Origin of the sequence: Sphingomonas sp. 1F27F7B (assembly GCF_005503355.1) — a bacterium.
Lineage (GTDB): Bacteria > Pseudomonadota > Alphaproteobacteria > Sphingomonadales > Sphingomonadaceae > Sphingomonas.
This window is the reverse complement of sequence record NZ_SCMK01000034.1, coordinates 13,437-35,169: the sequence shown is the minus strand read 5'-3', so window position 1 is coordinate 35,169 and position 21,733 is coordinate 13,437. Positions and strand designations below refer to the sequence as shown.

At 66.1% G+C, this 21,733-nt stretch carries 21 protein-coding genes, 1 tRNA gene and 1 pseudogene; 11 read left to right on the top strand and 12 right to left on the bottom strand.

From position 1 onward, the window contains the following. Positions 1-34: 34 nt before the first annotated feature. The 7 genes and pseudogenes from FFS08_RS21675 to FFS08_RS21660 all read left to right on the top strand — a co-directional run bounded on the left by FFS08_RS21675 (position 35) and on the right by FFS08_RS21660 (position 8,410). Positions 35-1,108, top strand: a complete 1,074-nt coding sequence (locus FFS08_RS21675) for a hypothetical protein (RefSeq protein ID WP_137864579.1) — start codon at positions 35-37, stop codon at positions 1,106-1,108. Positions 1,109-1,314: 206 nt separating this feature from the next. Then, positions 1,315-1,653: pseudogene (locus FFS08_RS24370) on the top strand (RES family NAD+ phosphorylase); the annotation flags it as partial. 134 nt (positions 1,654-1,787) lie between these two features. Beyond that, positions 1,788-3,596: a DUF262 domain-containing protein gene (locus FFS08_RS21670; protein ID WP_137864580.1), complete on the top strand. Its 1,809-nt coding sequence runs from the start codon at positions 1,788-1,790 to the stop codon at positions 3,594-3,596. Positions 3,597-3,616: 20 nt separating this feature from the next. After that, complete coding sequence (locus tag FFS08_RS23700; RefSeq protein ID WP_164233304.1) at positions 3,617-3,787, top strand: hypothetical protein; 171 nt, start codon at positions 3,617-3,619, stop codon at positions 3,785-3,787. After that, positions 3,784-5,793 carry an AAA family ATPase gene (locus FFS08_RS21665; RefSeq protein ID WP_137864581.1) on the top strand — a complete coding sequence of 670 codons (2,010 nt, stop codon included), beginning with the start codon at positions 3,784-3,786 and terminating at the stop codon, positions 5,791-5,793. The genes FFS08_RS23700 and FFS08_RS21665 overlap by 4 nt, the downstream gene beginning before the upstream one ends. Further along, the gene (locus FFS08_RS23695) at positions 5,790-6,269 is read left to right on the top strand and encodes a DNA phosphorothioation-associated 4-like protein (RefSeq protein ID WP_171012758.1); all 480 of its coding nucleotides are present in this window, start codon (positions 5,790-5,792) and stop codon (positions 6,267-6,269) included. Before FFS08_RS21665 ends, FFS08_RS23695 begins: the two co-directional genes overlap by 4 nt. Further along, entirely contained in the window at positions 6,269-8,410 is a 2,142-nt protein-coding gene (locus FFS08_RS21660) for a helicase-related protein (RefSeq protein ID WP_171012757.1), read from the top strand. Before FFS08_RS23695 ends, FFS08_RS21660 begins: the two co-directional genes overlap by 1 nt. On the opposite strand, the gene FFS08_RS21655 is transcribed toward FFS08_RS21660, so the two are convergent. From FFS08_RS21655 to dndB, 6 genes are all read right to left on the bottom strand, one after another. Next, complete coding sequence (locus FFS08_RS21655; protein ID WP_137864583.1) at positions 8,395-8,964, bottom strand: cytochrome b; 570 nt, start codon at positions 8,962-8,964, stop codon at positions 8,395-8,397. The two genes, FFS08_RS21660 and FFS08_RS21655, sit on opposite strands and share 16 nt — an antisense overlap. Positions 8,965-9,049: 85 nt before the next feature. Continuing rightward, complete coding sequence (locus FFS08_RS21650) at positions 9,050-10,210, bottom strand: cysteine desulfurase family protein (protein ID WP_137864584.1); 1,161 nt, start codon at positions 10,208-10,210, stop codon at positions 9,050-9,052. After that, entirely contained in the window at positions 10,207-10,590 is a 384-nt protein-coding gene (dndE, locus tag FFS08_RS21645) for a DNA sulfur modification protein DndE (RefSeq protein WP_137864585.1), read from the bottom strand. The genes FFS08_RS21650 and dndE overlap by 4 nt, the downstream gene beginning before the upstream one ends. After that, positions 10,571-12,562 carry a DNA sulfur modification protein DndD gene (gene dndD / locus FFS08_RS21640; protein WP_137864586.1) on the bottom strand — a complete coding sequence of 664 codons (1,992 nt, stop codon included), beginning with the start codon at positions 12,560-12,562 and terminating at the stop codon, positions 10,571-10,573. Before dndD ends, dndE begins: the two co-directional genes overlap by 20 nt. A gap of 34 nt (positions 12,563-12,596) precedes the next feature. Then, positions 12,597-14,033, bottom strand: coding sequence for a DNA phosphorothioation system sulfurtransferase DndC (gene dndC, locus FFS08_RS21635; RefSeq protein WP_137864587.1), 1,437 nt, complete (start codon positions 14,031-14,033; stop codon positions 12,597-12,599). Positions 14,034-14,062: 29 nt separating this feature from the next. Next, positions 14,063-15,073, bottom strand: a complete 1,011-nt coding sequence (gene dndB, locus FFS08_RS21630) for a DNA sulfur modification protein DndB (protein ID WP_137864588.1) — start codon at positions 15,071-15,073, stop codon at positions 14,063-14,065. Positions 15,074-15,202: 129 nt separating this feature from the next. Here dndB and FFS08_RS21625 point away from each other — a divergent pair, with 129 nt between their 5' ends. Beyond that, positions 15,203-18,037 carry a tetratricopeptide repeat protein gene (locus FFS08_RS21625; protein ID WP_137864589.1) on the top strand — a complete coding sequence of 945 codons (2,835 nt, stop codon included), beginning with the start codon at positions 15,203-15,205 and terminating at the stop codon, positions 18,035-18,037. A 23-nt stretch (positions 18,038-18,060) separates the two neighbouring features. Here the strand turns inward: FFS08_RS21625 and FFS08_RS24305 are convergent, their stop codons facing one another. Then, the gene (locus tag FFS08_RS24305) at positions 18,061-18,225 is read right to left on the bottom strand and encodes an NAD(P)H-binding protein (protein WP_137864609.1); all 165 of its coding nucleotides are present in this window, start codon (positions 18,223-18,225) and stop codon (positions 18,061-18,063) included. Beyond that, positions 18,222-18,491, bottom strand: a complete 270-nt coding sequence (locus tag FFS08_RS21615) for an ArsR/SmtB family transcription factor (RefSeq protein WP_137864590.1) — start codon at positions 18,489-18,491, stop codon at positions 18,222-18,224. Before FFS08_RS21615 ends, FFS08_RS24305 begins: the two co-directional genes overlap by 4 nt. A 134-nt stretch (positions 18,492-18,625) precedes the next feature. On the opposite strand from FFS08_RS21615, the gene FFS08_RS21610 reads away from it, so the two are divergent. The 3 genes from FFS08_RS21610 to FFS08_RS21600 are packed head-to-tail and all read left to right on the top strand — an operon-like array spanning position 18,626 to position 20,644. Next, positions 18,626-19,402, top strand: a complete 777-nt coding sequence (locus FFS08_RS21610) for a hypothetical protein (RefSeq protein WP_137864591.1) — start codon at positions 18,626-18,628, stop codon at positions 19,400-19,402. Continuing rightward, complete coding sequence (locus FFS08_RS21605) at positions 19,399-20,292, top strand: 3'-5' exonuclease (protein WP_137864592.1); 894 nt, start codon at positions 19,399-19,401, stop codon at positions 20,290-20,292. Before FFS08_RS21610 ends, FFS08_RS21605 begins: the two co-directional genes overlap by 4 nt. A gap of 43 nt (positions 20,293-20,335) precedes the next feature. Continuing rightward, positions 20,336-20,644, top strand: a complete 309-nt coding sequence (locus tag FFS08_RS21600) for a hypothetical protein (protein WP_137864593.1) — start codon at positions 20,336-20,338, stop codon at positions 20,642-20,644. On the opposite strand, the gene FFS08_RS23690 is transcribed toward FFS08_RS21600, so the two are convergent. The 4 genes from FFS08_RS23690 to FFS08_RS21585 form a co-directional block, all read right to left on the bottom strand. Further along, positions 20,641-20,802: a hypothetical protein gene (locus FFS08_RS23690; RefSeq protein ID WP_171012756.1), complete on the bottom strand. Its 162-nt coding sequence runs from the start codon at positions 20,800-20,802 to the stop codon at positions 20,641-20,643. The genes FFS08_RS21600 and FFS08_RS23690 overlap by 4 nt on opposite strands. Further along, positions 20,790-21,200 carry a site-specific integrase gene (locus tag FFS08_RS21595; protein ID WP_137864594.1) on the bottom strand — a complete coding sequence of 137 codons (411 nt, stop codon included), beginning with the start codon at positions 21,198-21,200 and terminating at the stop codon, positions 20,790-20,792. Before FFS08_RS21595 ends, FFS08_RS23690 begins: the two co-directional genes overlap by 13 nt. A 42-nt stretch (positions 21,201-21,242) precedes the next feature. Further along, positions 21,243-21,488 (bottom strand): hypothetical protein, encoded by a 246-nt coding sequence (locus FFS08_RS21590; RefSeq protein ID WP_137864595.1) that lies wholly within the window; start codon positions 21,486-21,488, stop codon positions 21,243-21,245. A gap of 164 nt (positions 21,489-21,652) precedes the next feature. After that, a tRNA-Lys gene (locus tag FFS08_RS21585) sits at positions 21,653-21,728 on the bottom strand. Positions 21,729-21,733 lie beyond the last annotated feature (5 nt).

Genomic DNA, 21,733 nt, shown 5'->3' with positions numbered 1-21,733 from the left:
TTAAGGGGCGAGATGGGAAGGAAGCCCGTCCGAGATGATGCCGACTGATCTGGCCGAGGCCGTCGAACTCGACGAGGAGCGGGCCGTGGCGATGTGGAACGCCCTCACCCCGTCGCAGCGGGAGCGGGCGGCGCGGAGGTTCGGGGCGCTTCAGCTATGGGGCGATGGTCAGCGCGACGTTGACGTAGGCAAAGCCGCTAGCGCTGCAGGCGTGAGCGTTAGTCGCTTTTACAGGATTGCCGCAGAGTGGCGGAAGCTGCGGTCGTTCGAATCGCTTGGCGTGTTCGCTAATCGAAGCAACAGGACGTCGACGATCTCCCCGGAGGTTTCCGCGTCCTTGATGGAGGCGGCGCGCAAGGCGGTGATTATGTCCGGTGGCGGATCGACGAGCGCGCTGGTTGCGCACACGCTCAGGATCGCGGCTCTGGATCCGGGAGGGAGGTTGCCGGGCATGACCAAGCTAAGGGAGATCGTCTCGGCGGAAGCACGCCGAATGTTGGCGTACGCTCCGCTTGGTCAGACGATCCTGTTTGATTGCGTCGCGACATCGCTGCCTAGGTCGGATGGGCGGCCACATGTCGCCTTCGTGTGCATCGATGGCGGAACGGGAGTCGTTTTAGGCGTGGCTGTCGGCAAAGTCGACGTGGCGGCTCGCGGATACGCGATCGCGGCCAACGATGCCTTGCGGGCGATCGATGGATGCAACGATTGGCGTTGGGCGAACGTGTTTACGTCGATGCGGATCGCGGCCGGCGAGGATTTCGAGCGCATGGTCAAAGTAGTGCATCGATTGAACGCCATGTTCTTAGCGTCCCACTTCATCCTGGAACGTGGCGATGGGCGTTATGGGAGGCTGATCACAAAGACTATCGGTTCGAGGTTGGGTAGGGTCGTATTCACCCCGACCCGAACCGTCTCTGGTGAAGCTCTGGCGACGAACGGCGACATGACCGCCTGGACCGAAAAGGAAGCCCTTGCTGAGCTTCGTCGGGCAGCTGACGCTCACAACAGGCCTATTCTTTCTGAAGGGCTTCAGGGCTCTGAACAGATTCCCGATCACCTTTACGAGGCGCTGGTGACGATCGGTGCCGATACCGGTCTTCCTTAAAACAGCATGTGACTGCTCATGTCGTCAGCGGGCTGGCCGCGTCACCGGCGGTCCTGAACCTTTCGCGCGCTTCGACCGCTGCGGGTGTTGGACCTGGCGGACCTTCCCGAGGTTCCGAGCGTCTTCAGGCCCGACCGCCATGATCTGATCCATCCGCTGAAGTTTCTGCACGCGTTTGCGCAGGACATCGTGCAGCCGATCAGCCGGGATGGCCGCGAGCACATCGAATACGTTCCACCCAGATCGCGACCGAGTTCTTCGGCCGCATCTTCCGCGATGCGCAGGGAAGCACGATAGATGGCATCGTCTACAGCAGCTCCAGGCATGCCGGAGGGAGGGCGTTCGTCGCGTTCTGCGAAAACGAGCAGTGCGTCGACGGAGAGCCGGGGCCGGCATTCCTGGAGCCCTTGATGCGCCTCGTCGGCGTGGAGCATCGCCCTTGTCCGGAGGGCTCGGCGCCAGCGCCTGTGATTTTGAAGGGCCTAGCGGCTCTCATGAACCTAAAAGGGTCGAAGCCGGCGCTGCATCATGGCGACTCTAGCTGAATTCACAGTTCGCTTCGAGGCATTCCGAATCGGTTCAAAGTGGTTGTATTCGGGCGAGATTGGTTGTTGCGCGACTTCGACGCTGGGCTATGCCCATCGAGTGGGGATGATAATAACGGCGGGGAGGGCCGGTCTTGGCGATTACACCGACGCATCTGACGGTTGGTCAGTTGTTCCAGCAGAACTTCATCTTCAGGGTTCCGAAGTATCAGCGCTACTACGCGTGGGGCGACGAGCAGATTGAGGACTTTCTGAAGGACCTCGAGGTCTGCTTGGCGAAGCGGACGATAGGGCAGCTTCAGCATCACTTCCTCGGCGGCATCGTGACCGTCTCGACGCCGACGCCTGGAAGCGTTCGGCGGAACGTGGAGGTGATCGACGGTCAGCAGCGGCTGGCGACGTTCTCGATTTTCGCGCACGAGCTCGCGAAGGCGATGCGAAATCTGGCGGCAGCATGCGATCCAAACGCTCCGGACTGTCCGGCGGCGTTCCTGCTGACCACGGCAGACGCGCTTTGGCGCCAGTATGAGTCCTTTCCCGACACGGTGGCGCTGCAGGTGGAAGAAATTCCGAGGTTGGAGCTGTCGAAGCCAGACAAGATCTTTTTTGAGCAGATGATGGCCGAACAGGCGCCGGCCGCGACCCGGCGATCGCACGAGATGCTTCTGCAGGCCAAGAACGAGATCGCGAAGAAGCTGGCCGAGATGGTCGCCAACGGGAGCGACGTCCAAAAGGCGCAGCGGCTGTCGGACCTGATGCAGGTGCTCGCGACGGATTGGACCGTCATCCACATGGGGACCGATCAGCGCAGCGAGGCCTACATGCTGTTCCAGGTTCTCAACGACCGGGGAACCGGCCTGACCGAGGGCGAGCTGCTGCGCGCGCGCACGCTCGAGATCCTGGACAACGGGGGAACCAACGCCCAGTCGCAGATCGTCGAGGACGCCTGGGACGCGATCCTGGCCGGAAATCCGGAAGACATCGGCGAGGGACTCCGCTGGATCTATTCGTCCTACGAGGCCAAGCGCCCGGGCAAGACCACGCTGTTCGACGAGTTCATGGACAAGCGCTTCCCGATGCACACGGCCGCGCAGCTGACGGGCCAGCAGGCCGCCGACGTCGTCTCGACGACCATCGGTCTCAAGGGCGACTTCGAGCGCATGGCCGCGATTCTCGAGGGGCGCTGGCCCTATGCGGTGCCGGTGCAGCAGGTCACCGCATGGGATCGGGACAGGCTGCGGCTTCTGATTCCGGAACTCAAGCTCAACATCTGCATGCCGCTGCTGATCGCGGCGTCCTCGCTGTCGCAGACCGTGTTCGCGGACGTCGTCCACGTGCTCGAGCGCTTCATGTATCGCTACAAGGTAGTCGTGAATGCCCGCATCGAGCCCGCCGCGAAGGTGTTCCTCGCCCACGCGAAGATCATACGGGACCAGCCGGCCAACTTCACGGTGGCCGCCCTGTCGGTCGCGCTGAAGGTTCTGCAGGACCAGCACGCGCCCGAGGCGCTGTTCCGCAATCGTCTCGACGAGCAGAAATACACCAACTCGGCGACGACCAAGCCGCTCAAGTATCTGCTTCTGACGCTCGATGCCTACGAGCCCTGGTCCGCCGCCGGCGGTGCAGGCGTGCCGACCGCCAACAAGACGACGGTCGCGGACTTCTCCGCGAACACGCTGGAGCACGTCTATGCGCAGAACGCGCCGAACTTCGATCCGGCGATGACGGACCTGGTGCACATGCTCGGCAACCTCGCGGTGCTCAGCCCGGCGGACAACGGTGCGGTCGGCAACCTTCCGTTCGCTGCCAAGAGGGCGGTGCTCGCGAACTCGCCTTCGCCGTTGAACCGGAAGCTCGCGACGGCGAACGCCTGGGGCCCGGCCGAGGTTAATGCGCGTCAGACGTATCTCAAGGACTTGGCGGTGAAGGTTTTCGCGCTCTAGGATCGAAGGACGGGATTCGCATGGGGGATGCAGGTTTGCAGCAGGAAGAAGGAGGGCCGCTCGAGGCCCTGATCCTGGACGTGATGAAGGTCCAGCGCCGCTATGCGCATGAGATGCGCAACGTGAAGTCGGAGCGCCAGGAGAAGGTCAGGGAGGCGGTCGAGGCGGCTGCGGTGAGGAGCGCGTCGTGAAGATCAAGCGCGTCGACCTCCGGGACTTCCGCCAGTTCCATGGACATGAACACATCGAGTTCGCGACCGACGACACGAGGAACGTGACGCTGGTCCATGCCGAGAACGGCGTGGGCAAGACGACGCTGCTCAACGCGGTCTTCTGGGCGCTCTACAACCGGACCACGCCGCGCTTCGAGCAGCGCTCCCGGCTCGTTAACTTCGAGACCGAGGCGCTGGGCGGACAGGAGGCGTCGGTCGAGATCAGCTTCGAGTTCGACGGAGCAGACTATCGGGCGATGCGCCGGCACGTGAACGGCGAGAGCGAGCCGAAGCTGACCGTCTTCCAGGAGCCCGCCGGAACACCCCTGCAGGCGCCGGAGACCTTCATCGGCACGATCATCCCGACCCGCATGGCGGAGTATTTCTTCTTCGACGGAGAGCACGCGGAGGCCTTCGCAGGCGAGCTCAACCGTGGCGCCGGCCCGGCGATCAGGAGCATGCTCGGCTGCGACCTCGCCGAGCGGGCCATCGCCGATCTGAAGGACGTCGCGGCGTCCTACACGCGCCAGGCCGGATCCATGAAGCTCGAGGCCGAGATTGAGACGATGCGCGTGCGCATGAGCGGTCTCGAGGCCGATCAGGACCGCGACGAGCGCAAGCTCGTCGATCTCGACGTGGCGATCCAGGGCGCGGTGGAACAGAAGGCCGTGATCGAGGAGCAGCTCCGCCAGATGGCGGGCGCCAAGGAGATCCAGGAGCTCCGCGACGAGCTGAACGTCCAGCTCGAGAAGGTCCAGGGCCGCATCGCGGATGCCGAGGGGGCGCTCGTCCGCTGGGTATCCGAGCGCGGCACGGTGCTGGTCGGCCGGCGGCTGGCCAAGGAGGTGCTCGACTTCATCGACGCCGAGCAGATCGAGAACCGGCTTCCCAGCCCGTATAACGAGTCCTTCATCCAGGGGCTGCTCACCAAGGGCAAGTGCATCTGCTGTCACGACCTCAAGCCGGAGACGGTGGAGTGGCGGTCGGTCGCGGCGCTGCTCGAGAATGCCGGCACGCCTGGTGCACTCAACAAGGTCGTCAGGGCCAAGGCGCGCCTGCTGGCCATGCACGACGATGCGCGCAGGGCTCCCGAGGATCTGAGGCGGATCGAGGAGCAGGCGGCGGCGGCGATCGAGGAGCGGCGGAGCCTTGAGCATCGCATCGGCGAGGAGTCCAAGAAGCTCGTAGGCTACAAGGTGGAGGAGGTCCGCGAGCGCGAGGCCGCCCGCATCACGCTGGAGACCGAGATCCGCACCAAGTCGGAGGAGAAGGGCGGGCTGGAGCGGATCGTCGCGGACCGTGCCCAGACGATCGGCCGGCTGGCGACCGACATCGAGACGCGAGTCAAGAAGAACGAGCGGGCGAAGGTCATCTTCGGCAAGCGGCGGCTTGCGCTGGACGCTTCCGATCGTCTCGTGTCGCACCTTCAGAAGTATGAGACTGATGCGCGGGCCGACATAGAGCGGCAGATCAATGAGATCCTCGCGATCGCCGCGCGGCGCGACTACAGGTTCCACTTCGCCGAGGACTTCTCGATGTCGCTGTCGCATCGCGACTTCGCCGGGCCAATCCCGAAGAGCGGTGGCGAGAACCAGCTTATGAGCCTAGCCTTCACCGCTGCTCTGGTCGCGTTCGCCAAGTCGCGGGTCGGAATGGAGGACGCCATCCTGACGCCGGGGACGGTCGCGCCGCTCGTGCTGGACGCCCCGATCGGCCATCTCGACAAGTCCTATCGGCGTGCGACCGCCGAGTTCCTGCCGGAAATGGCGGGTCAGGTCGTGCTGCTGCTCTCCAGCTCTCACACGGGCGACGGCGTGCTGGACGCGCTGCGGCCGAGGATCGGCGCGGAATACGTTCTGATCTCGGAGAACCGGTCGGAGCGGCAGGGGCGGAGCGACGACGAGATCGTCGTCGGCGGGCGCAGCATCGCGCGCTCGCTGTTCGGCCAGGAGATCAACCGCACACGTATCGAGCGAGTGGCATGACACTTAAGGCAATCCGTCGCCTCGTATCTGACGAGGACATCTGCGCCCGGCTCGCGCAGGCGCCGCACCCGCGCACGGGAGGCCCGATCTTCCGCACGTTCCGCGACCTTGCCGTGTTCGCGGCGACCGTGGGCTTCGAGCAGAGCCGTCGGCGACCGCTGGACGGCCCGACCGACGTCTTCGTCGACGGCCGCATCATGGAGCGCTCCGACACGGCCATGGACATGGTCTATCTGATCGGCCTCGCCGCCGAACGGCGGCAGGAGATCCTCTCCGACGATCCGAAGGAGGAGGACGAGCTCGCGAAGATCTTCGAGGAGTATGCGCGGGGCGGGCTCGAGGTGATTGCCGAATGGCTGGCCGAGGACGCCGCAGATCCGAACGGGGATCGGGCGCTGCGCTCGGCGCTGCAGCGGGGCGGCTATCTCGACGACGCCCGGTCCGCAGTGGAGTCGCTCGACGACGTGGACTTCTGATGCTGCGGTCGCTCGAGCTCAAGGAGGTCTACGAGTCCGAGGACGACGATCTTCTCGCCGACTTCTACGTTCCCGCGCTCGCGGCGTCGGTGCGATACGACCGTGCGGTGGGCTTCTTCTCCGGGGCAATGCTTTCCTACGCGGCGCAGGGCCTCTCGGCGTTTGTGCGCGGCGACGGGCGGATGCGGCTGATCGTCGGCGGTGAGATCGACGAGGAGGATGCACGGGCGATCGGCGAGGGCTACGACCTCCGCGCGATTTCCGACAAGCTCGGCGTCGAAATGGTTCGGCGCCTCGAGGCCGTCGATGACGAGCTCTTCCAGACCCGGATCGAGCTCATCTCGTGGCTCGTCGCCAGCGGGCGTCTCGAGGTCCAGGTCGCGTTGAAGCGGCGGGGGATGTTCCACAGCAAGATCGGGATCATGCACGACGCCGTCGGCGACAGCGTCGTCTTCCAGGGCTCGGCGAACGAGACGGCCTATGCGTTGCTCCCCGACTTCAACTTCGAGAGCATGGACGTCTTCCCGTCGTGGCGCCCCGAGCTCGGCGGCTTCCACGCGAAGCACTCCGCGACGTTCGCGAGGCTATGGGAGAACAAGTCGAAGAAGGCCGTCGTCATCCCGTTCCCCCAGGCCGCGAAGGAGCGCCTGATCGAGACCGCGAAGCGCGTCCAGATCGCCAAGCCCGACCAGGAGCTTGCGGTCCGGGACGCGGTGCTCGCGCGATACGAGCCGAAGACGCTCGAGCGCTCGCTGCCCAGGCTTCCGGCCACTCTCGGCGGCCGTCCGTTCGAGATGATGGAGCATCAGCGTCGCGCGCTGCGGGCCTGGAAAGCGGCAGGGGGGATGGGAATCCTCGCGCTTGCGACCGGCGCGGGAAAGACCATTACCGCCACCTACGCCGCCGTGAAGTTGTCCGAGGGCAGGCGTCGGCTGTGCATGATCGTCGCCGTCCCCTATGTCGCGCTCGCGGACCAGTGGGTGGAGGTCCTCCGGTCCTTCTCCATTCAGGCGTTCCGCTGCTACGGCGGCGTGGGATCATGGCATGACGACGTCTCGGAGGCGGCGCACTACTTCTCGCAGGGCGCGTGGCCCTTCCTGTGCCTCGTGGTGGTCAACAAGACGCTGATCGGACCTGAGTTCCAGCAGGTCCTTGCCGGGCTGCCGCAGGACGACGTCTTCTGGGTCGGCGACGAGTGCCACCGCCATGGAGCCGCCGGGACCAATGCCGCGCTGCCGGGCGACGTCGGTCTCCGCATGGGGCTGTCGGCGACACCCGAGCACTATCTCGACGCCGACGCCAATGCCCGGCTCGTCGGCTGGTATGGCAAGGTTTGCGACACCTTCGGACTCGCGGATGCGCTGCACGAGGGCGTGCTGACGCCCTACCGCTACAACGTCGAGGTCGTCGAGCTGACGGATGGCGAGCGCGGCGAGTATCTCGAGCTGACGTCCGAGATCTCCAAGAGGGTGGGTCAGCGCGGCGGCGATCTCGGGGAGGGCGATCCACGGCTCGATCAGCTCATGTTCGAACGAGCGCGCCTGCTCGGCGGCGCCGCGAACAAGATCCCTGCGCTGGAGCGGTTGCTCGGCGCGGAGCCGACCTCTCACACGCTGTTCTACTGCAGCGATGCCACCGTCATGGTGGACGACGAGGACACGGGCCAGCAGAGGCCGCAGCGCCAGGTCGAGGCCGTCTCCGCCATGCTGCATCGACGGCGCTGGCGCAGTTCGAGGTTCACGGCCCAGGAATCGCAGTTCGAGCGTCGCGAGATACTTGATGCATTCCGGATCGGGGACGTGGACGCGCTGGTCGCGATCAGGTGTCTCGACGAGGGCATCGACGTGCCCGCGTGCCGGCGTGCCTTCATTCTGGCGAGCAGCCGCAATCCGCGCCAATACGTTCAGCGTCGCGGCCGCATTCTAAGGCGGTCTCCGGGCAAGCAGTTCGCCGAGGTCTACGACTTCATGGTCGCACTGCCCGAGGTCGATGGCCAGGCGGGAGACATCGAGCGCCGCCTTCTTGCGATGGAGCTGGACCGCGTGGCCGAGTTCGCGCGGCTGGCGACCAATGTGGGTGAGACCAGGCGCGCGCTCTTGCCGCTGCTGGAACGATACGACCTCGCTCACCACCTCGTCTGACGCTCCATGCGTCTGAACTGACAGCTTCCGAACCACATCCGCCGGATCAGTCGGTCTCTGCGAACGAAGTGATGGTTTAGAGCCGCGCCGATGTGCGCGACGAGAAGCAGGATGAGGACCTCGGCGACGATCCCGTGGACTGACCTCGAAGCGTAGTCCGTGAAGCGGGGCAGCGTGCCTCCGGAAGAGGATAGGAGCGCCGTTCCCGCGCCGCTCGCGACCAGCATCGCGATGCTGCTTGAAGCCATCACGAGAATGGCGAGGTAGAGCGACAGGTGAACGAGGCGCGCGGCACGCCGCTCCCAGACAGACGATGATCGAGGCGCCAGCGGCTTTCGATCGAAGGCGATCCACCAGACCACTCTCGCCAGGGTGGTCGAGACCACAGCGAGGGCTGCCGGGATGTGGAAGCGCAGGATGGCAACCTTCGTCACAGGGTCGAGCGCGTGCGCAGCGCGGAAGCCCGAGCCCAGAAGAGCGACGATCAGGATCGCCGTCGACCAGTGAATCGTGACGGCGACCGCGCCGAACCTGTCCGGACTGCTTCTAAGCACGATGACGCTCCTCTCCGTATCCCACATGAAAGACGATCGAGCGGGCGTTTTCCGCTTCAACCCTCCAGCGGAGGGGGTTCGCGGCTCAGGCGACGAGCCGGGAGAGGCGATTGCAGGCTTCGACGATCGTGTCCGCCGCGAAAAGCATCTCTTCCTCGGTGGTCATGCGCCCGGCGGCGATGCGGAACGCCGAGGCGGCCCTCTCGCTCTCGCCGAACATGGCCAGAAGGACGTGGCTCGTCTCGACCGAGTTCGTCGAGCAGGCGCTGGATGCGGAGAAGCTCACGACGTTCGAGATCATGCGCATCAACGCATAGGGATCGACCCCGTCGATTGAGAGCGAGACGTTTCCGGGCAGCCGCTCGGTCGGATGACCGTTGAGACGGACGCCGGCGACGCCCCTCGTCAGCCGTTCGAGGAAGATCCTGGACAGGTTGGCCAGGCGCTCTGCGTGCTTGGGCGCTTCCCGGGCCGCGATCGCCAGTGCCTCGCCCATTCCGACGATGAGCGGAACGTTGAGCGTTCCGGAGCGCAGTCCGCGCTCCTGGCCGCCGCCGAAGACGAGCGGCGCTATCCGCGCGCGTGGGCCGCGCGACCGGACGTAGAGGGCTCCGATCCCCTTGGGGCCGTAGGCCTTGTGCGCCGACAGGCTCGCGAGGTGGACGTTGTCCTTGGCGACGTCGATCCGCTGCGTCGTCATGACCTGCGCCAGGTCGGTGTGGAACAGTGCACCCGCGTCCTGGGCGATTCGGCCGATCTCTCGGAACGGCTGAAGGGTCCCCACCTCGTTGTTGCCTGCCATGACGGAGACGAGCGCCGTGTCGGCGCGGAGCGAGGCGCGCAGGCCGTCCAGGGAGACCTGGCCGCTCTCGTCGACATCCAGATACGTGATCGACCAGCCAAGCCGCTCAAGCTCGCGGAATGGCTCGAGCACGGCAGGGTGCTCGATGACGCTCGTGATCGCGTGACGCTTCTCAGGCTCCGCCTTCGCGAGGCCGAGGATCGCCATGTTCGACGCTTCGGTGGCGCTGCCGGTGAAGATGATCTCGTTCTCGCGGGCGCCGATCGCGTCGGCGACCTGCGCGCGCGCCAGCCGGACGGCTTCGGCTGCCGCGTTGCCGTGCCGGTGCTCGACGCTGGACGCGTTGCCGAACTCCTGCGTGAAGTAGGGCAGCATCGCGTCGAGCACGCGCTTGTCGACCGGCGTGGTCGCGTTGTGGTCGAGATAGATGGGCCGGTCGGTCATGCGGCGAGAGCGTTCATTCCCAGCCGAGCGATGTCGACCGGTGACTTGGCGCGAACCGCCAGCGTGCCGACGCCCCGGTGGATGTGGGCCTGCATGCGCGCGAGCACTTCGGCGTCATCGAGCGATGCACCCTCCTCGTCCTCGCACTCGACGAACCGTATCAGCGACGCGAACACGCCGTTCAGCTCGCCCGTCAGCGTGTAAGCGTTGAACTCCTGACCCTCTTGGTCCGGAGCCCTGACGGTGCCGACCGGGCCCTCTTCCAGCGAGAGCATGAGGCCGAAGCGGCAGAGCAGGTTCGGCGTGAGGCCGGTCCTCTGCCGCAGCGACCGCAGCTTGCTGGTCGCGTCGAGGGAGATGCTAACCTTGGAGAAGTGCAACGTCGCCCTCCTGATCGTCGAAGTATCCGCGCGTCGCAACGGTGCGGCCCGCCACGCCGTCGTATTCGAGGCGGTATGAGTGGCTGACGCTTCCGTCGAGCCTGGCGAGCAGCGGACCGTCGACCTCGGTGTCTGTCGAGAGCACGATGACCTGATGGCTCGCCGACGGGAAGTAGCGCTCGACGATCGTCGCCCGGTGCTCGGAGTCGAGGCGGGCTAGCGGCGTGTCGATGATCATCGGCAGCGGGCGCCCGCTGGTGCGCGCGAGCGCCCAGAGCATGGCGATCGCGTAGACCTGCTTCTCGCCGGCGGACAGCCCGACCTTCGGGATTTCGCGTCCGGACGCGTCAATCAGCTTGCTGGCGAAGGTGTCGGGATCGATGGCGACGTCCGCCACCAGGTCCCCCTTGCGCGCGAGGTGGTTGAAGAGGACTGTGAACTCCCGCCGCAGCTGCTCGACCTTCAGTTCGAGTAGCCGCTGCTCGTATCGCGCGAGGGTCTGGCTCGTCATGGCCGCGAGCTTCGCGCGCTCCATCGCCATTCCGACGGCCGTCTGGGATTCGAGCAGCCGCTCCTGTTCGCGCAGCAGGGTCGCGCGCTGGTATTCTAGACCGCGAAGCTCCTCCTCGCGAGCCTTCAGCGTGGCTTCGGTCGCTCCGACGCGCTGCTCCGACACGGCCATCTCGTCCAGCAGTACGCCGGCGGCGTGGCCGTCGGCACGGACGAGGGATGCCTCGGCCTCGTTTAGCTGCCCGGTGAGCTCGGCCAGCTCGTGCGCGAGAAGCGCAGAGTGGCTGGACGTCGAGGCGCGGACCTGGGCGATGCGGCGTCGGAGCGCGTCGCGCTCGGCCGCGTCGGACAGCGGCCCTCCGACGGGGACTTCCCCCTGAGAGGCGGCGAAGCGTTCAAGGTCGGTCCAGTGCCCTTCGGTCCAGGTAGCCGTTCCGACGCTCGCCTGCCAGGTGCGCAGTTCGGCGAGCAGAGCCGAAGCGGTGTCCGAATTCACGCGGCTTCGGGCGTCCTCGTCCGCCAGGTGCCGTTCGACGCGCGAAAGCAGCTTCGTAGCGTAGGCGAGGGGGAGCAGGCCGTTTGCAAGCTCCCGCAGCTCGACCTCGCGCCGCACGATCTGCCGTCGCGTCTCGTCGCGGCTCGCCTCGAGCGAAGCGCGCTGGTTGGCGGCGTCTCCGCCTTCGGCAACGAAACGCCGGCGGACGCGCTCGGCGTTGGCACTTTGAGCGTCGCGCTGCGAGCGGAGCTCGGCCGTGTCCTCGACCGCCTCGGCGATCTTCGAGTCCAGTTCGGCCTTGCGCGCGAGAAGTTGGTCCAGCCTCGTCGCGCTCTCGCTGTCCTCCGCGCGGTTCTGGCGGGCGAGATAGAGGCCGAGGTCGGTGCGCAGACGCGCGATGACGTCGATGCCGAGGAGGCCGCGCATCGCGTCGGCCAGGCCGTCGTCATGCTCGCCCTCGGCGATTTCGCTGATCTTCTCGCCGTCGAAGAAGAACAGCTGCGAGACGCCGGGCGGAATGAGGTCGTGGAGGAAGTATTGCCACTCGTCGCGAGGGACCGAGGTGACGGTCTTGCCGTCCTTCTCGAGCAGGAGGTCCTCGTTGAGCTTCACCCCCTTGGCAGTCCACGAGCGTGTGATCTTGTAGCGGTGGATCTCGCCGGCCTCCGCGTAGTCGAACTCGAGTCCTACGGATGAGGAGTCGGCCCGCTCGCCATCGCGCGAGGCGTGGATGCGTCGCCGCAGGTAGTTCTCGTAGTCGGACTGGCCGACGCGGTGCCCGAGGGCGCGCCGCCCGTAGAGTGCAAGGCGGACGGCTTCGAGGAGCGTGGTCTTGCCCGCGCCGTTCTTGCCGCCGACGAGCACGACGGGGCGCGGCCCCCCGGCGTCGCTGCGGGGGACGAGGTCGATGAGCTGTCGGCCGGCGTATAGGCCGAAGTCCTGGAGGAGGATCGAGCGGAGGATCATGTCTTGCTGTTTCTTGCGTGTTCGGCGGCTGGGTTCATTCGACGTCCTCGTCGTCGTCGTCGATCACGGCGACGCTGACCCGGTCTCCCATGCGCGCCCTCCGTTCCGCGACGACGGCCTCGCGGTCGCGCCATTCGAGCTTGAACGTCTCCTCAATCCGTGTGTGGACGGCGTGGCGGCGCTTAAGGCCGTGGGAGGAGCGCTCGATGTCGAGCAGCCGCATGACGAGTTCGGTCGGCACGCCCTGCTCGCGGCAGAGATCATCGAGCAGCTGGCCGTCCTCGGCGGTGAACGCGACGGCATCGTCGGCCACCCAGTCCAGATCGCGCTTCAGGGTTTCGCGCACGATGCGCGGCACGCTGTCAGGCCAGTCGCCACGCTCGGTGCGCCAGATCCGGCGGATCTCGTGGAGCTCCGCCTCGTGGATGAGGGTGTCGGTCTCGCCCGGAGGCGCCTCGGCGGCCATCGCGACCTGCGTCTCAAGGAGCTTGCGGAGCAGCGTGCGGCAGAAGTCGAGCGTGTAGGGACCGGGCATGGGCCGGTCGCTGTCGCCGATGAAGGCGACCTTGCCCGACTTGCGGCGGAAGTCCCGGAACTCCTCCTTGCGGGAGGGATCCTGCGTCTCCGCGAGCATGTCGCGGTATTCGAGAAGCGGGGTCAGCCACTCCTCGCCGGAGTCGATCATCGCCTCCATCGAGCGGTCGCGCTCGACGACGGTGCAGACCCAGCAGCCGAAGCGGCTGTTGCCGCAAGACGGCGTCGTCTTGTCGACGACGAGCGGGCATTCGCCGGCCTGGGCATTGCGATACATCGCGACGAGGTCGCGGTTGTCGCTTCCCCAGGGGTTCTTGAACTGGAGGAGGTAGGTCCAGACGTCGTCGGTGCTGAACGCCTCGATGGGCCCGTAGACGAAGGCGTTGAGGAGAGACGAGTGTCGCGAGAGCACGGAGCCCTTGATCTTGTGCAGCGACATAACCTGCGCGCGCGTCGCGGACTCGGCCTTGCGGACGCCGAGCACCATGACGACCTCGCCGAACTCGGCGACGCGGTCGCGGATGAAGTCGTTGGCCGGTTCGATCTTCAGGCGCTCGGTGCACCAGCGGAAGCGGCGCGACGGGGCCGGGTATCCCCGGCCGATCATGTTCACCCAGAAGCTCTTGTCGACGTCGGGCGTGACCTTGAAGGTCTGGATCGGCATGCCGGTCGCGTCGGCCGCCTGCTGCATCTGGGCTAGCGAGGTGTCGATGTATCGCGATACCACCGGCGTCTCGACGAGCGTGTCGGAGGTGATCACGTAGACCGGCTTGGTCCGCTTGTGCGGGGGAAGCTCTGCAAGGGCGTTCCAGACCAACTGGAGCGTGCAGGTCGAATCCTTCCCGCCGCTGTATCCGACCACCCACGGCCGTGAGTCGGATTGGTAGATTTCCCGGATTTCGTCGGAGAGGCGGGCGATCCTGTCGCCGTCGATCATTGAACCACTCATTACGCCTCCGAACATGCTCAGGCTTCCGTCAGGGCACGATGTATGATCAGCGCAGTCGAATGCACGCTCGCCCGGGATCTGTTTATAATGCCGCCCACCAGCGCAGCCCCCTCCCAGACCTGCACGCTCGATCTCGACCAGTCGACGCACCTTAGCGCCGCAAGGCCCTCGGGCCAATCGGAAGGTTGCTCCTCGATCAATTTTGCGCCCGCCAGCGCGATCGCCTCCCAGGCGACGCCGTGCGCGTGGATCATGTCGCGCCGCAGGTCGGCGGCGGCGAGCCCGCCTGACGCGCAGGCTAGCCAGTCCGGCATGTTCGCGACGACCGCGCGCCAGAAGGGGAGCCGGAGGTCGCCGCCGACGCCATTCGCGGCGAGCACCGCGTTCGCCCGATGGATGCCGCTCAGAGAGAACAGTCGCCGGGAGCGGTTGGGAAGGCTCGACCGCTCGAAGTCGGTCAGCTTGCGGAAGGCGTCGATGCTTTCGATGATCGACCGGGTGGCGATCACTTCCGGGTCCCGGCCATCGTATAGCAGGCGCAGCGACCGGGCCGGTTTGACCGCATGCTGGTTGAGATCGACGAACATCTGCTGGGAACGTCGCAGACCACGGTCCGGATAGACGACCACGGCGATCGTCTCGTCGCCAAGGAAGGGTCGTTCGCGGATGGCGGCTTCGATCGCGGCGCGGCGGTGCTGGCCGTCGTTGATGACTAGCGAGGCGCCGAGCTCGATGGAGAGCTCTCCTACGGAGCGCGACCCGCCGACTGGGGAGAACTCGAACTCACCGTCCATCGTAGCCGAAAGGGCGGAGAGCACGTAATCCTCCGGATTGTCGACGATGTATCGGGCGATTGCTGGCACGCGCGAGTGGTTCAGCATGCGTTGGGCCTTGAGGTCAGCGGGAAGCTCGGGATCGTCGAAGCGGAACAGCCGGCTGACGGACTTCATCGGCACCATGACGACGTAGAAGGTCCGGCCCGCCTGTATGCCCCTGATTGCGGAGAACCGCATCACGTTCTCGGTCATCTTCTTTCCTCTCGGTCGGCTGAAGTTTCACTCATCACGCCGTCCGATCAATTCGCTTTTACACCACTTCCGCGAAGCGTGCCTTTCCGGCGTCTGGTCGCGGACTTCGGTCGCGGTTACGCTTCGCAGATGGCGAGCGCCGATATCACTGATGGCCGACTTGGGGTTCTGGACGCCGCGCGCCGGTTGCGGATCACGCCGGAGCTTCTTTTCAGCTACGTGAAGCACGGCGCGAAGGGACGCGATGGTCGGAGGCTGCTGATGGTGGCCGACGCGCCCGGCAACTTGTTCGCCGAGTCCGAGCTCGAGGCCTTCGACGCCTATCTGCGCGAGCCTTGGGCGGAGCCCGGCGCGGACCGGCCGGCGATCCCGAGGGCTGTGCGCGACTATCTTAAGGTGGAAGCGGGCGGCGGCTGCGCCCGATGCGTGTCGGGCGCGCCGCTCGAGGAGGCGCACATCGAGGCGTGGGAGGCTGTCCGTTCACACCACCATCACAACCTCATCCGACTGTGCCGCAACTGCCACCGCGCCTACGACGAGGGTGCCATTCCCCGTGCGGAGGTCGAGCGGCTTAAGGAGCGCTGCGTGCAGACCGTCCAGCGGCGCCTCTCGGGTGTGCGGCCGAACGGGTGGCCGTTCGCGGGCGCTCCGGCGGCCGCCGCGATCCTGGTTGGCCGCGACGTCGAGCTCGGAGAGGTGGCGTCCGCGCTGATCATGGGCGGAAGCGTCCTGGTCGAGGGCGCGGGCGGCATCGGCAAGACCCAGCTGGTCCTGTCCGCGCTTCGCGGCATCGAGGAGCAGCGGCCGGTGGTCTGGGTCGGGGTCGAGGCGGTCGGCAGCCCTGAGGCGCTGGAGGATGCGATCAGGCAGCGGGTGGCGGAGGTCGGGCTCGCACCGGCGGACCAGCTGTCGCGCATGCTTGACGACGGACGGGCGTGCCTGGTGCTGGACGGCGTCGAGCGCCTGCCGGACGGGCGCGACTTTGTGGCCGACCTCATCGATCGGCTCGTGTCCGACACGTCCGACACGATCCTCGTCGTAACGAGCCAGATGTCCTTGCCGTCGTTCGTGCCAGACGCGCATGTTAGGCTCCGTCCGGTCGACAGGTCGGCCGCCGAGGCCGTGCTGCGGAGGGGGCTGACTGACGAGGCGGCGCTCGACGAACAAAGTCTGTCGGCGCTCCTGGACTTCGCCGACGGGCACCCGCTCACGCTTAAGATCCTTTCCGCGCTCGTGCGGCACTTCGGTTCCGGTAGGGACGTCCTCCGTCGCCTCGGCGACCTTCGGTCGAAGGCGGTCCTGATGCCAGGGCGGCGGCGGCACGACGCGACCACATCGCTGGAGAAGTCGCTTGCGGTGGCGTTCGAGGATCTCGGCCCGATTGAGCGGAAGCTTCTCTGGATGGTCGCGATGAGCCCGGCGGGGTTCCGGAGCGGCATGCATCCGATCGACCGGGTCGGCATCGGGGATCCGTTTGTCGTCGCGGCAGATCTGCGGGGCTGGAACCTAATAGACCTCATGCGCGATCCGGCCTTCGATCTCGATCATCCCGCCGCCGTCGTGCTGACGATGCTGTCTCCGATCCGCGCGTTCGTCCTCGACGAGATGGATGACGAGCCGGGGGAGGCGCGGCTGTCGCGCGAGCGTGACTTCGCGTTCCAAGTCTCGTTCCTGATCTCGAGGCTTCAGTACAACTTCGTGAAGGAGGGAGCTGCCAGGTTGGGCCTGTCGCTGATGGATCGCGAGCTGCCCAACGCGATGGCCGTGTTCGATCTTGCCCGCAGCCGGATCGACGAGGACGCCGGCTTCCTCAACATCGTGTCGAGCTTGGCGAACTCGACCATGATGCTGCTCTTCACGTCCGGTCGCTTCCGACTGGGGCAGGAGATCATGCGAGCGGCTGCGTCCGACATGTCCGAGGCCGGCCAGTGGAAGGAGGCGATCCATCTGCTCCTTCAGATGCAGGTGCTCGCCGAGCGTTCAGGCGACGAGCAGTGGGCGACGTTCGCCTTGAACGAGGCCGAGAGGTTGGGAAGCGGTGCGCAGGGCGAGGCACTGGCCATGGTGAGGCAGATGCAGTCGTCGGCGGCCGAGCATCAAAGGGATTTTGGCGCCGCCGCCACGTTGGCGCGAGAGGCGCTAAAGCTGTATGACGCGCTCGGAGGAAATCACTACAACATCGGGTTTGCGGCGTTCCAGCTTGGCCGAGCGCTCGAGTTCGGCGGGGATCCAGAGGCGGCGCTTCCGTATTATCGGCGAGCGATCGAGGTCTGGGATCGGGAGAGCGACCCGATAAATCGCGCATCGACCTATCATCACATCGGTAACTGCGAGGCCGACGGTGGAAGATGGCGATCGGCGATGGACGCTTATCGGCTTGCGGGATCTGGCTTCGTCGAATTGGATGCCGTGGAATTCATCAGCAACGCTCTCGGCGAAGCGGGATTGATAGTCCCTCATCTCGACGAGCTCGTCGATCTTCCGAGTCGGCTGGAAATTGAAGCCGGCCTGCGGGACGTGGTCGCGCGGATTGCGGACCTCCTGAACGAGCCGCAACGTATACGCGACAGCTTGCGCGTCTCCTGTAAGAAGCTCGGAGGGATGATCAGCCTCGCGATCCATACGGGGAACTCGGACCTGTTGGAATCTACTGCCGACAGCCTTGCCGATAAGATCCTGTGGCCGTTGGCCGAGGGGTATGACGAGACCGTCCCGACACCCATCAGGGTCTTAGTCTACCACGTGCAGTGGATCACTCGGTTGTGCGCGTTCCTGTCGATGGGGATCGGCACGGTCAATCAGGATGAAGAATTCGAGATCGTCATTACCCTCGCGGGGAGGGGCTTTCCGGGCCCGGACCACGCGACTATGGCTCCATGGATCGCCTCGTTTCTCCGACGGGTGCGCGGCAATGGCGAGATGACCGCCGTGCGCATCGAACGCGAACTCGCGACGGTGACTTGAGATTTGCGCGGGAGGGGCAGCCTCTAGATGCTTGCCTCCGTCCCTTTAAAAGCCTCTCCCTTTCCGGTGAGCTCGTAGCCGACCTCGTTCCGGTCGGTGAGCCAGGCGGGGCGGGTGATCGTGTAATCGAGTGCCGAGGATTCGACGGTGCCGGCCGCCGCTGCACATGTGACGTCGCGTGGTTTCAGAGGTTCCGAAGGGCGCTCGAAAGAGCGTCCGTCGCAGAGCGGTTGAGGCGATACGTGATCGTCGTCCCCGAGCGGACCACGTCTACGATGCCGGCTTCAGCCAGCTTCTTAAGATGCGAGGACATCGTGTTCTGCACCACGCCAAGCCGGCGCGCGATCTCTCCCGCCGCCAGGCCGGCCTCCTCGGTTCCAAGCAGTCGCAGAACCGCGAACCGGGTCGGGTGGCCTGCAGCGGCGAGGATGGCGACGATCTGCCCTGTGTCCATGCGGTTCTGTGTCCTGCCGGACGCTAGCCGGTCAAGAAGCTCTTGAAATATCCAAATATCGGGATATATTGATATATAGGTGACTAGGGCTGGGATGTTAGCTCTGCCCGCCAGAATCAAGGGAGGCCAAAATCATGGCAGATCAGTTTACCGTCCTCCAGACTTCGTCGCGCGCTTCGGACCTCGCGGATCCGTTCTCGCGAGCGGAGCTAGGGGAGGACGCGATGGCGGTTCGCCAGGCCGAACTCGTCCGGCTTGCCATCGTCGCCGCCGGCGTCGGCGCGCGCTTCGAGCGCGAGCGCATTCCGCACGACCCGGTCGCGTGGCTGCTCGCGCCGCGCGAGATGTTCGACGGCGAGAGCGCGTTGACCGCCTGCCTCGGCGAGACGGCGTTCGAGCGGGCGTTGGTGCTGCACGCCGATGGCGCAGGGCTCGGTCTCGACGCGGACCCTCGTTTCCTCGACCAGCTTCTTGCCGATGAAACGGACGGCCATGCGGCCGAGGTCGATGCGGATGAGGAGATGGTCGCAGGCGGCGGCCCTCGTCACGATCCGCCGTTCCCGCAGAAGTCCTCGGAAGCGCGCGCGTGGCGTCGCCGGGCGGCGCACCGGCCGCCGGTCGGCGATCGGCTGTTCTCCACCGGCTTCACCCAGTACGCGTCCGGCGGACGGGTCCAGGTCTTCGTGGCGGCCGTGGTCGACAGCGAGCGCACGTTCCGCAATCGCCTCTTCGAGCGCTACGGTGCGATCGCTGCGCTCGGCGCGAAGGTGCGGGAGGGATTCGACCTCTACGACACGATCAGCGCGAGGCTGATCTCCGATCACGTCGCCCATCACCTCTCTGTCCTTGCCGTCGAGCCGGGCGCCCCCACTGCGGAAGGCTTCGCGGTCATCATGGAGCAGCGCGCTTGAGCGTCGAGGGCATGGTGAGCATTCCGGTGGAGGTGGAGGCGCTCGCTCGCGTGCTCGGGCGTCATCCCGACTTTCGTGTCCAGCGCCGCCTCGGCCGTTTCGAGCGCGCGGGGCTGCCGGGATTGGAAGTCGGCGTCGTCACGGGCGTCGCGCTGGACGTCGAGACGACGGGCTTCGATCCTGCTCAGGACCGCATCATCGAACTCGCTATGCAGCGCTTCACCGCCGACGCGGACGGCAGGATCGTCGAGACCGGACCCATGCTCGCGTTTCTCGAGGATCCGGGCGTTCCGATCACCGGGGCTATCACGGAGGTAACGGGCCTCCGCGACGCCGACGTGAAGGGCAGGGCGATCCATGACGGCGAGGCGGTCGGAACGCTGCTGGGAGCCGACTTCGTGGTCAGCCACAACGCGGCGTTCGATCGGCCGTTCGTGGAGGCGAGGCTCCCTGAGGCGGCGGGCCTCGCATGGGCGTGCAGCCTGAACGACGTCGATTGGTCGGAGCTCGGCTTCGAGGGCCGGACCCAGTCGCAGCTGATCTGTCAGATCGGCGGGTTCTACGATGCGCACAGGGCCAGCGTGGATGTGAACGCTTTGCTCCACCTCCTGGACCACGGGATTTCCGGAGGCGCCACGGTCCTCTCGAGGATGCTCGCGAATGCGCGCCGGGCGAGCTTCCGCCTGGAGGCGCACGGGGCGCCCCGATCCGCTTCGGACGCGTTGAAGGCGAGGGGGTGGCGCTGGTCGCCGGGTCGCCGCTGCTGGACGATCGAGGTGGACGCCCGGCGCAGGGACGAAGAGGTCGATTGGGCGACGATCCGGGTCTACGGCGCCACGGACGCGCCGGTCGTCGTCGAGGTCGACTGGCGGACTCGCCATGGCTGCTGACGGGAATGGGCGAGGCCTCTCCGCGCGGCGGTGGCGGCCGCCGATGTTCGCTCCTCGGGCCGAGAGCGTGATGGCGTCGGACCGGTCCGGGGCGATCGACCGGCGCGCGACGATGCGCGATGCGACGGCCGGAGCCTTCGTCGACCGTCTTTGCGACGTGGTCGCCCGTCTGGACGGGATGCCCGACGAACTCCTGGGCGACGACTGGCTGACGGCATCGGTCTACGTCGACGCGGCGGCGAGGAGTCTGCGCTTCGCCGCCGAGACGATGCGTGCTGACGATGTTAGCGGGCGCGGGACGGAGGACGGCGATGAGGAGGTCGATCCACGGCTACTCGAGTGGCTCGCCTAAGGCGTCTCGGCCGCCTCGCGCGCGGCGCGCGCCGCACGCCGCTTCTCGAGATCGGCGAGTTGCCGGTCGCGTGTGCTGATGCCCAGCCCGCGCGATGCGGCGATGTTCGCGATGAGAGCGCTCTGAAGACTGGTCGACAGCGACGTCAGACGGTCCACCTCGCGGCGGAGCTCCTCGTGGATGTCACGCAGGTTGGGATGCCGGTCTGCGGGTCGAAGCCGGCGCGAAGGGTGACGATCTCGCCGATCCTCATCCCGGTGAGCTGGAGGAGCGCCAGGATGGCGGCGTCCCTGATGACCGTGACGAGGTCGCAAAGAGTCTTCGAGGCCGGCTCGGTCGAGCCGTCGGCCAGCATGATCGGAAGGGTGGGATGCCATGGGGCCGCTTCTCCCGCCAGTGTCGCGAACGACCGACCGACGAGTGCCTCAGTGCCTAGACGGCGTTGGAGCTTGGTGATGCGGTCGCGTCTCGCCCTGCCGCGAGCGTCGAGATGGGCATCCTGGAGCCGCATGACCTCGTCGGCCGGAGTGCCGAGCAGACGGTCGACTGCGATCATGAGGGGATCGAGACCTCGTCCGGCAGCGGATGGGCCCCCTCCTCACGCGGGGCTCGCACCCTGCCCGCCACGGGTGCCGGCGCCAACAGCTTCGGGCTCGCCCTTGATTCTCCAAACCTTCGCCAGCCTGTAAAATTGCTGGACGCCGATGCCGATCTGCTTCGCATGATGTTCAGCATCGGCTTTGGTGGGAGATTTCAGCGCGAGGTAGCGTTGAAGGATTCCAATGCGGCGACGGACCTCGTCGCGGCGCAGCGGGTCGATGCCCGACAGGTCGACCTCTTTCATTCGGAGTTCCTTTCAAAGAAGGAAGCTCCTCAATTCACTTTGGTAGAATGCAGCATCGAGAATGATGCTGCTGTCGCGACGCGCGGTCGCCAGACGCCCTAATCTGGATTGGCCCAGAGTTAGGTGTGGAATGGCCCAGACTTAACTGGTGGCCATAGGAGGGGTGGTGGGTCCGCCGGGATTCGAACCCGGGACCTCTCGATTAAAAGTCGCTTGCTCTACCGACTGAGCTACGGACCCACACC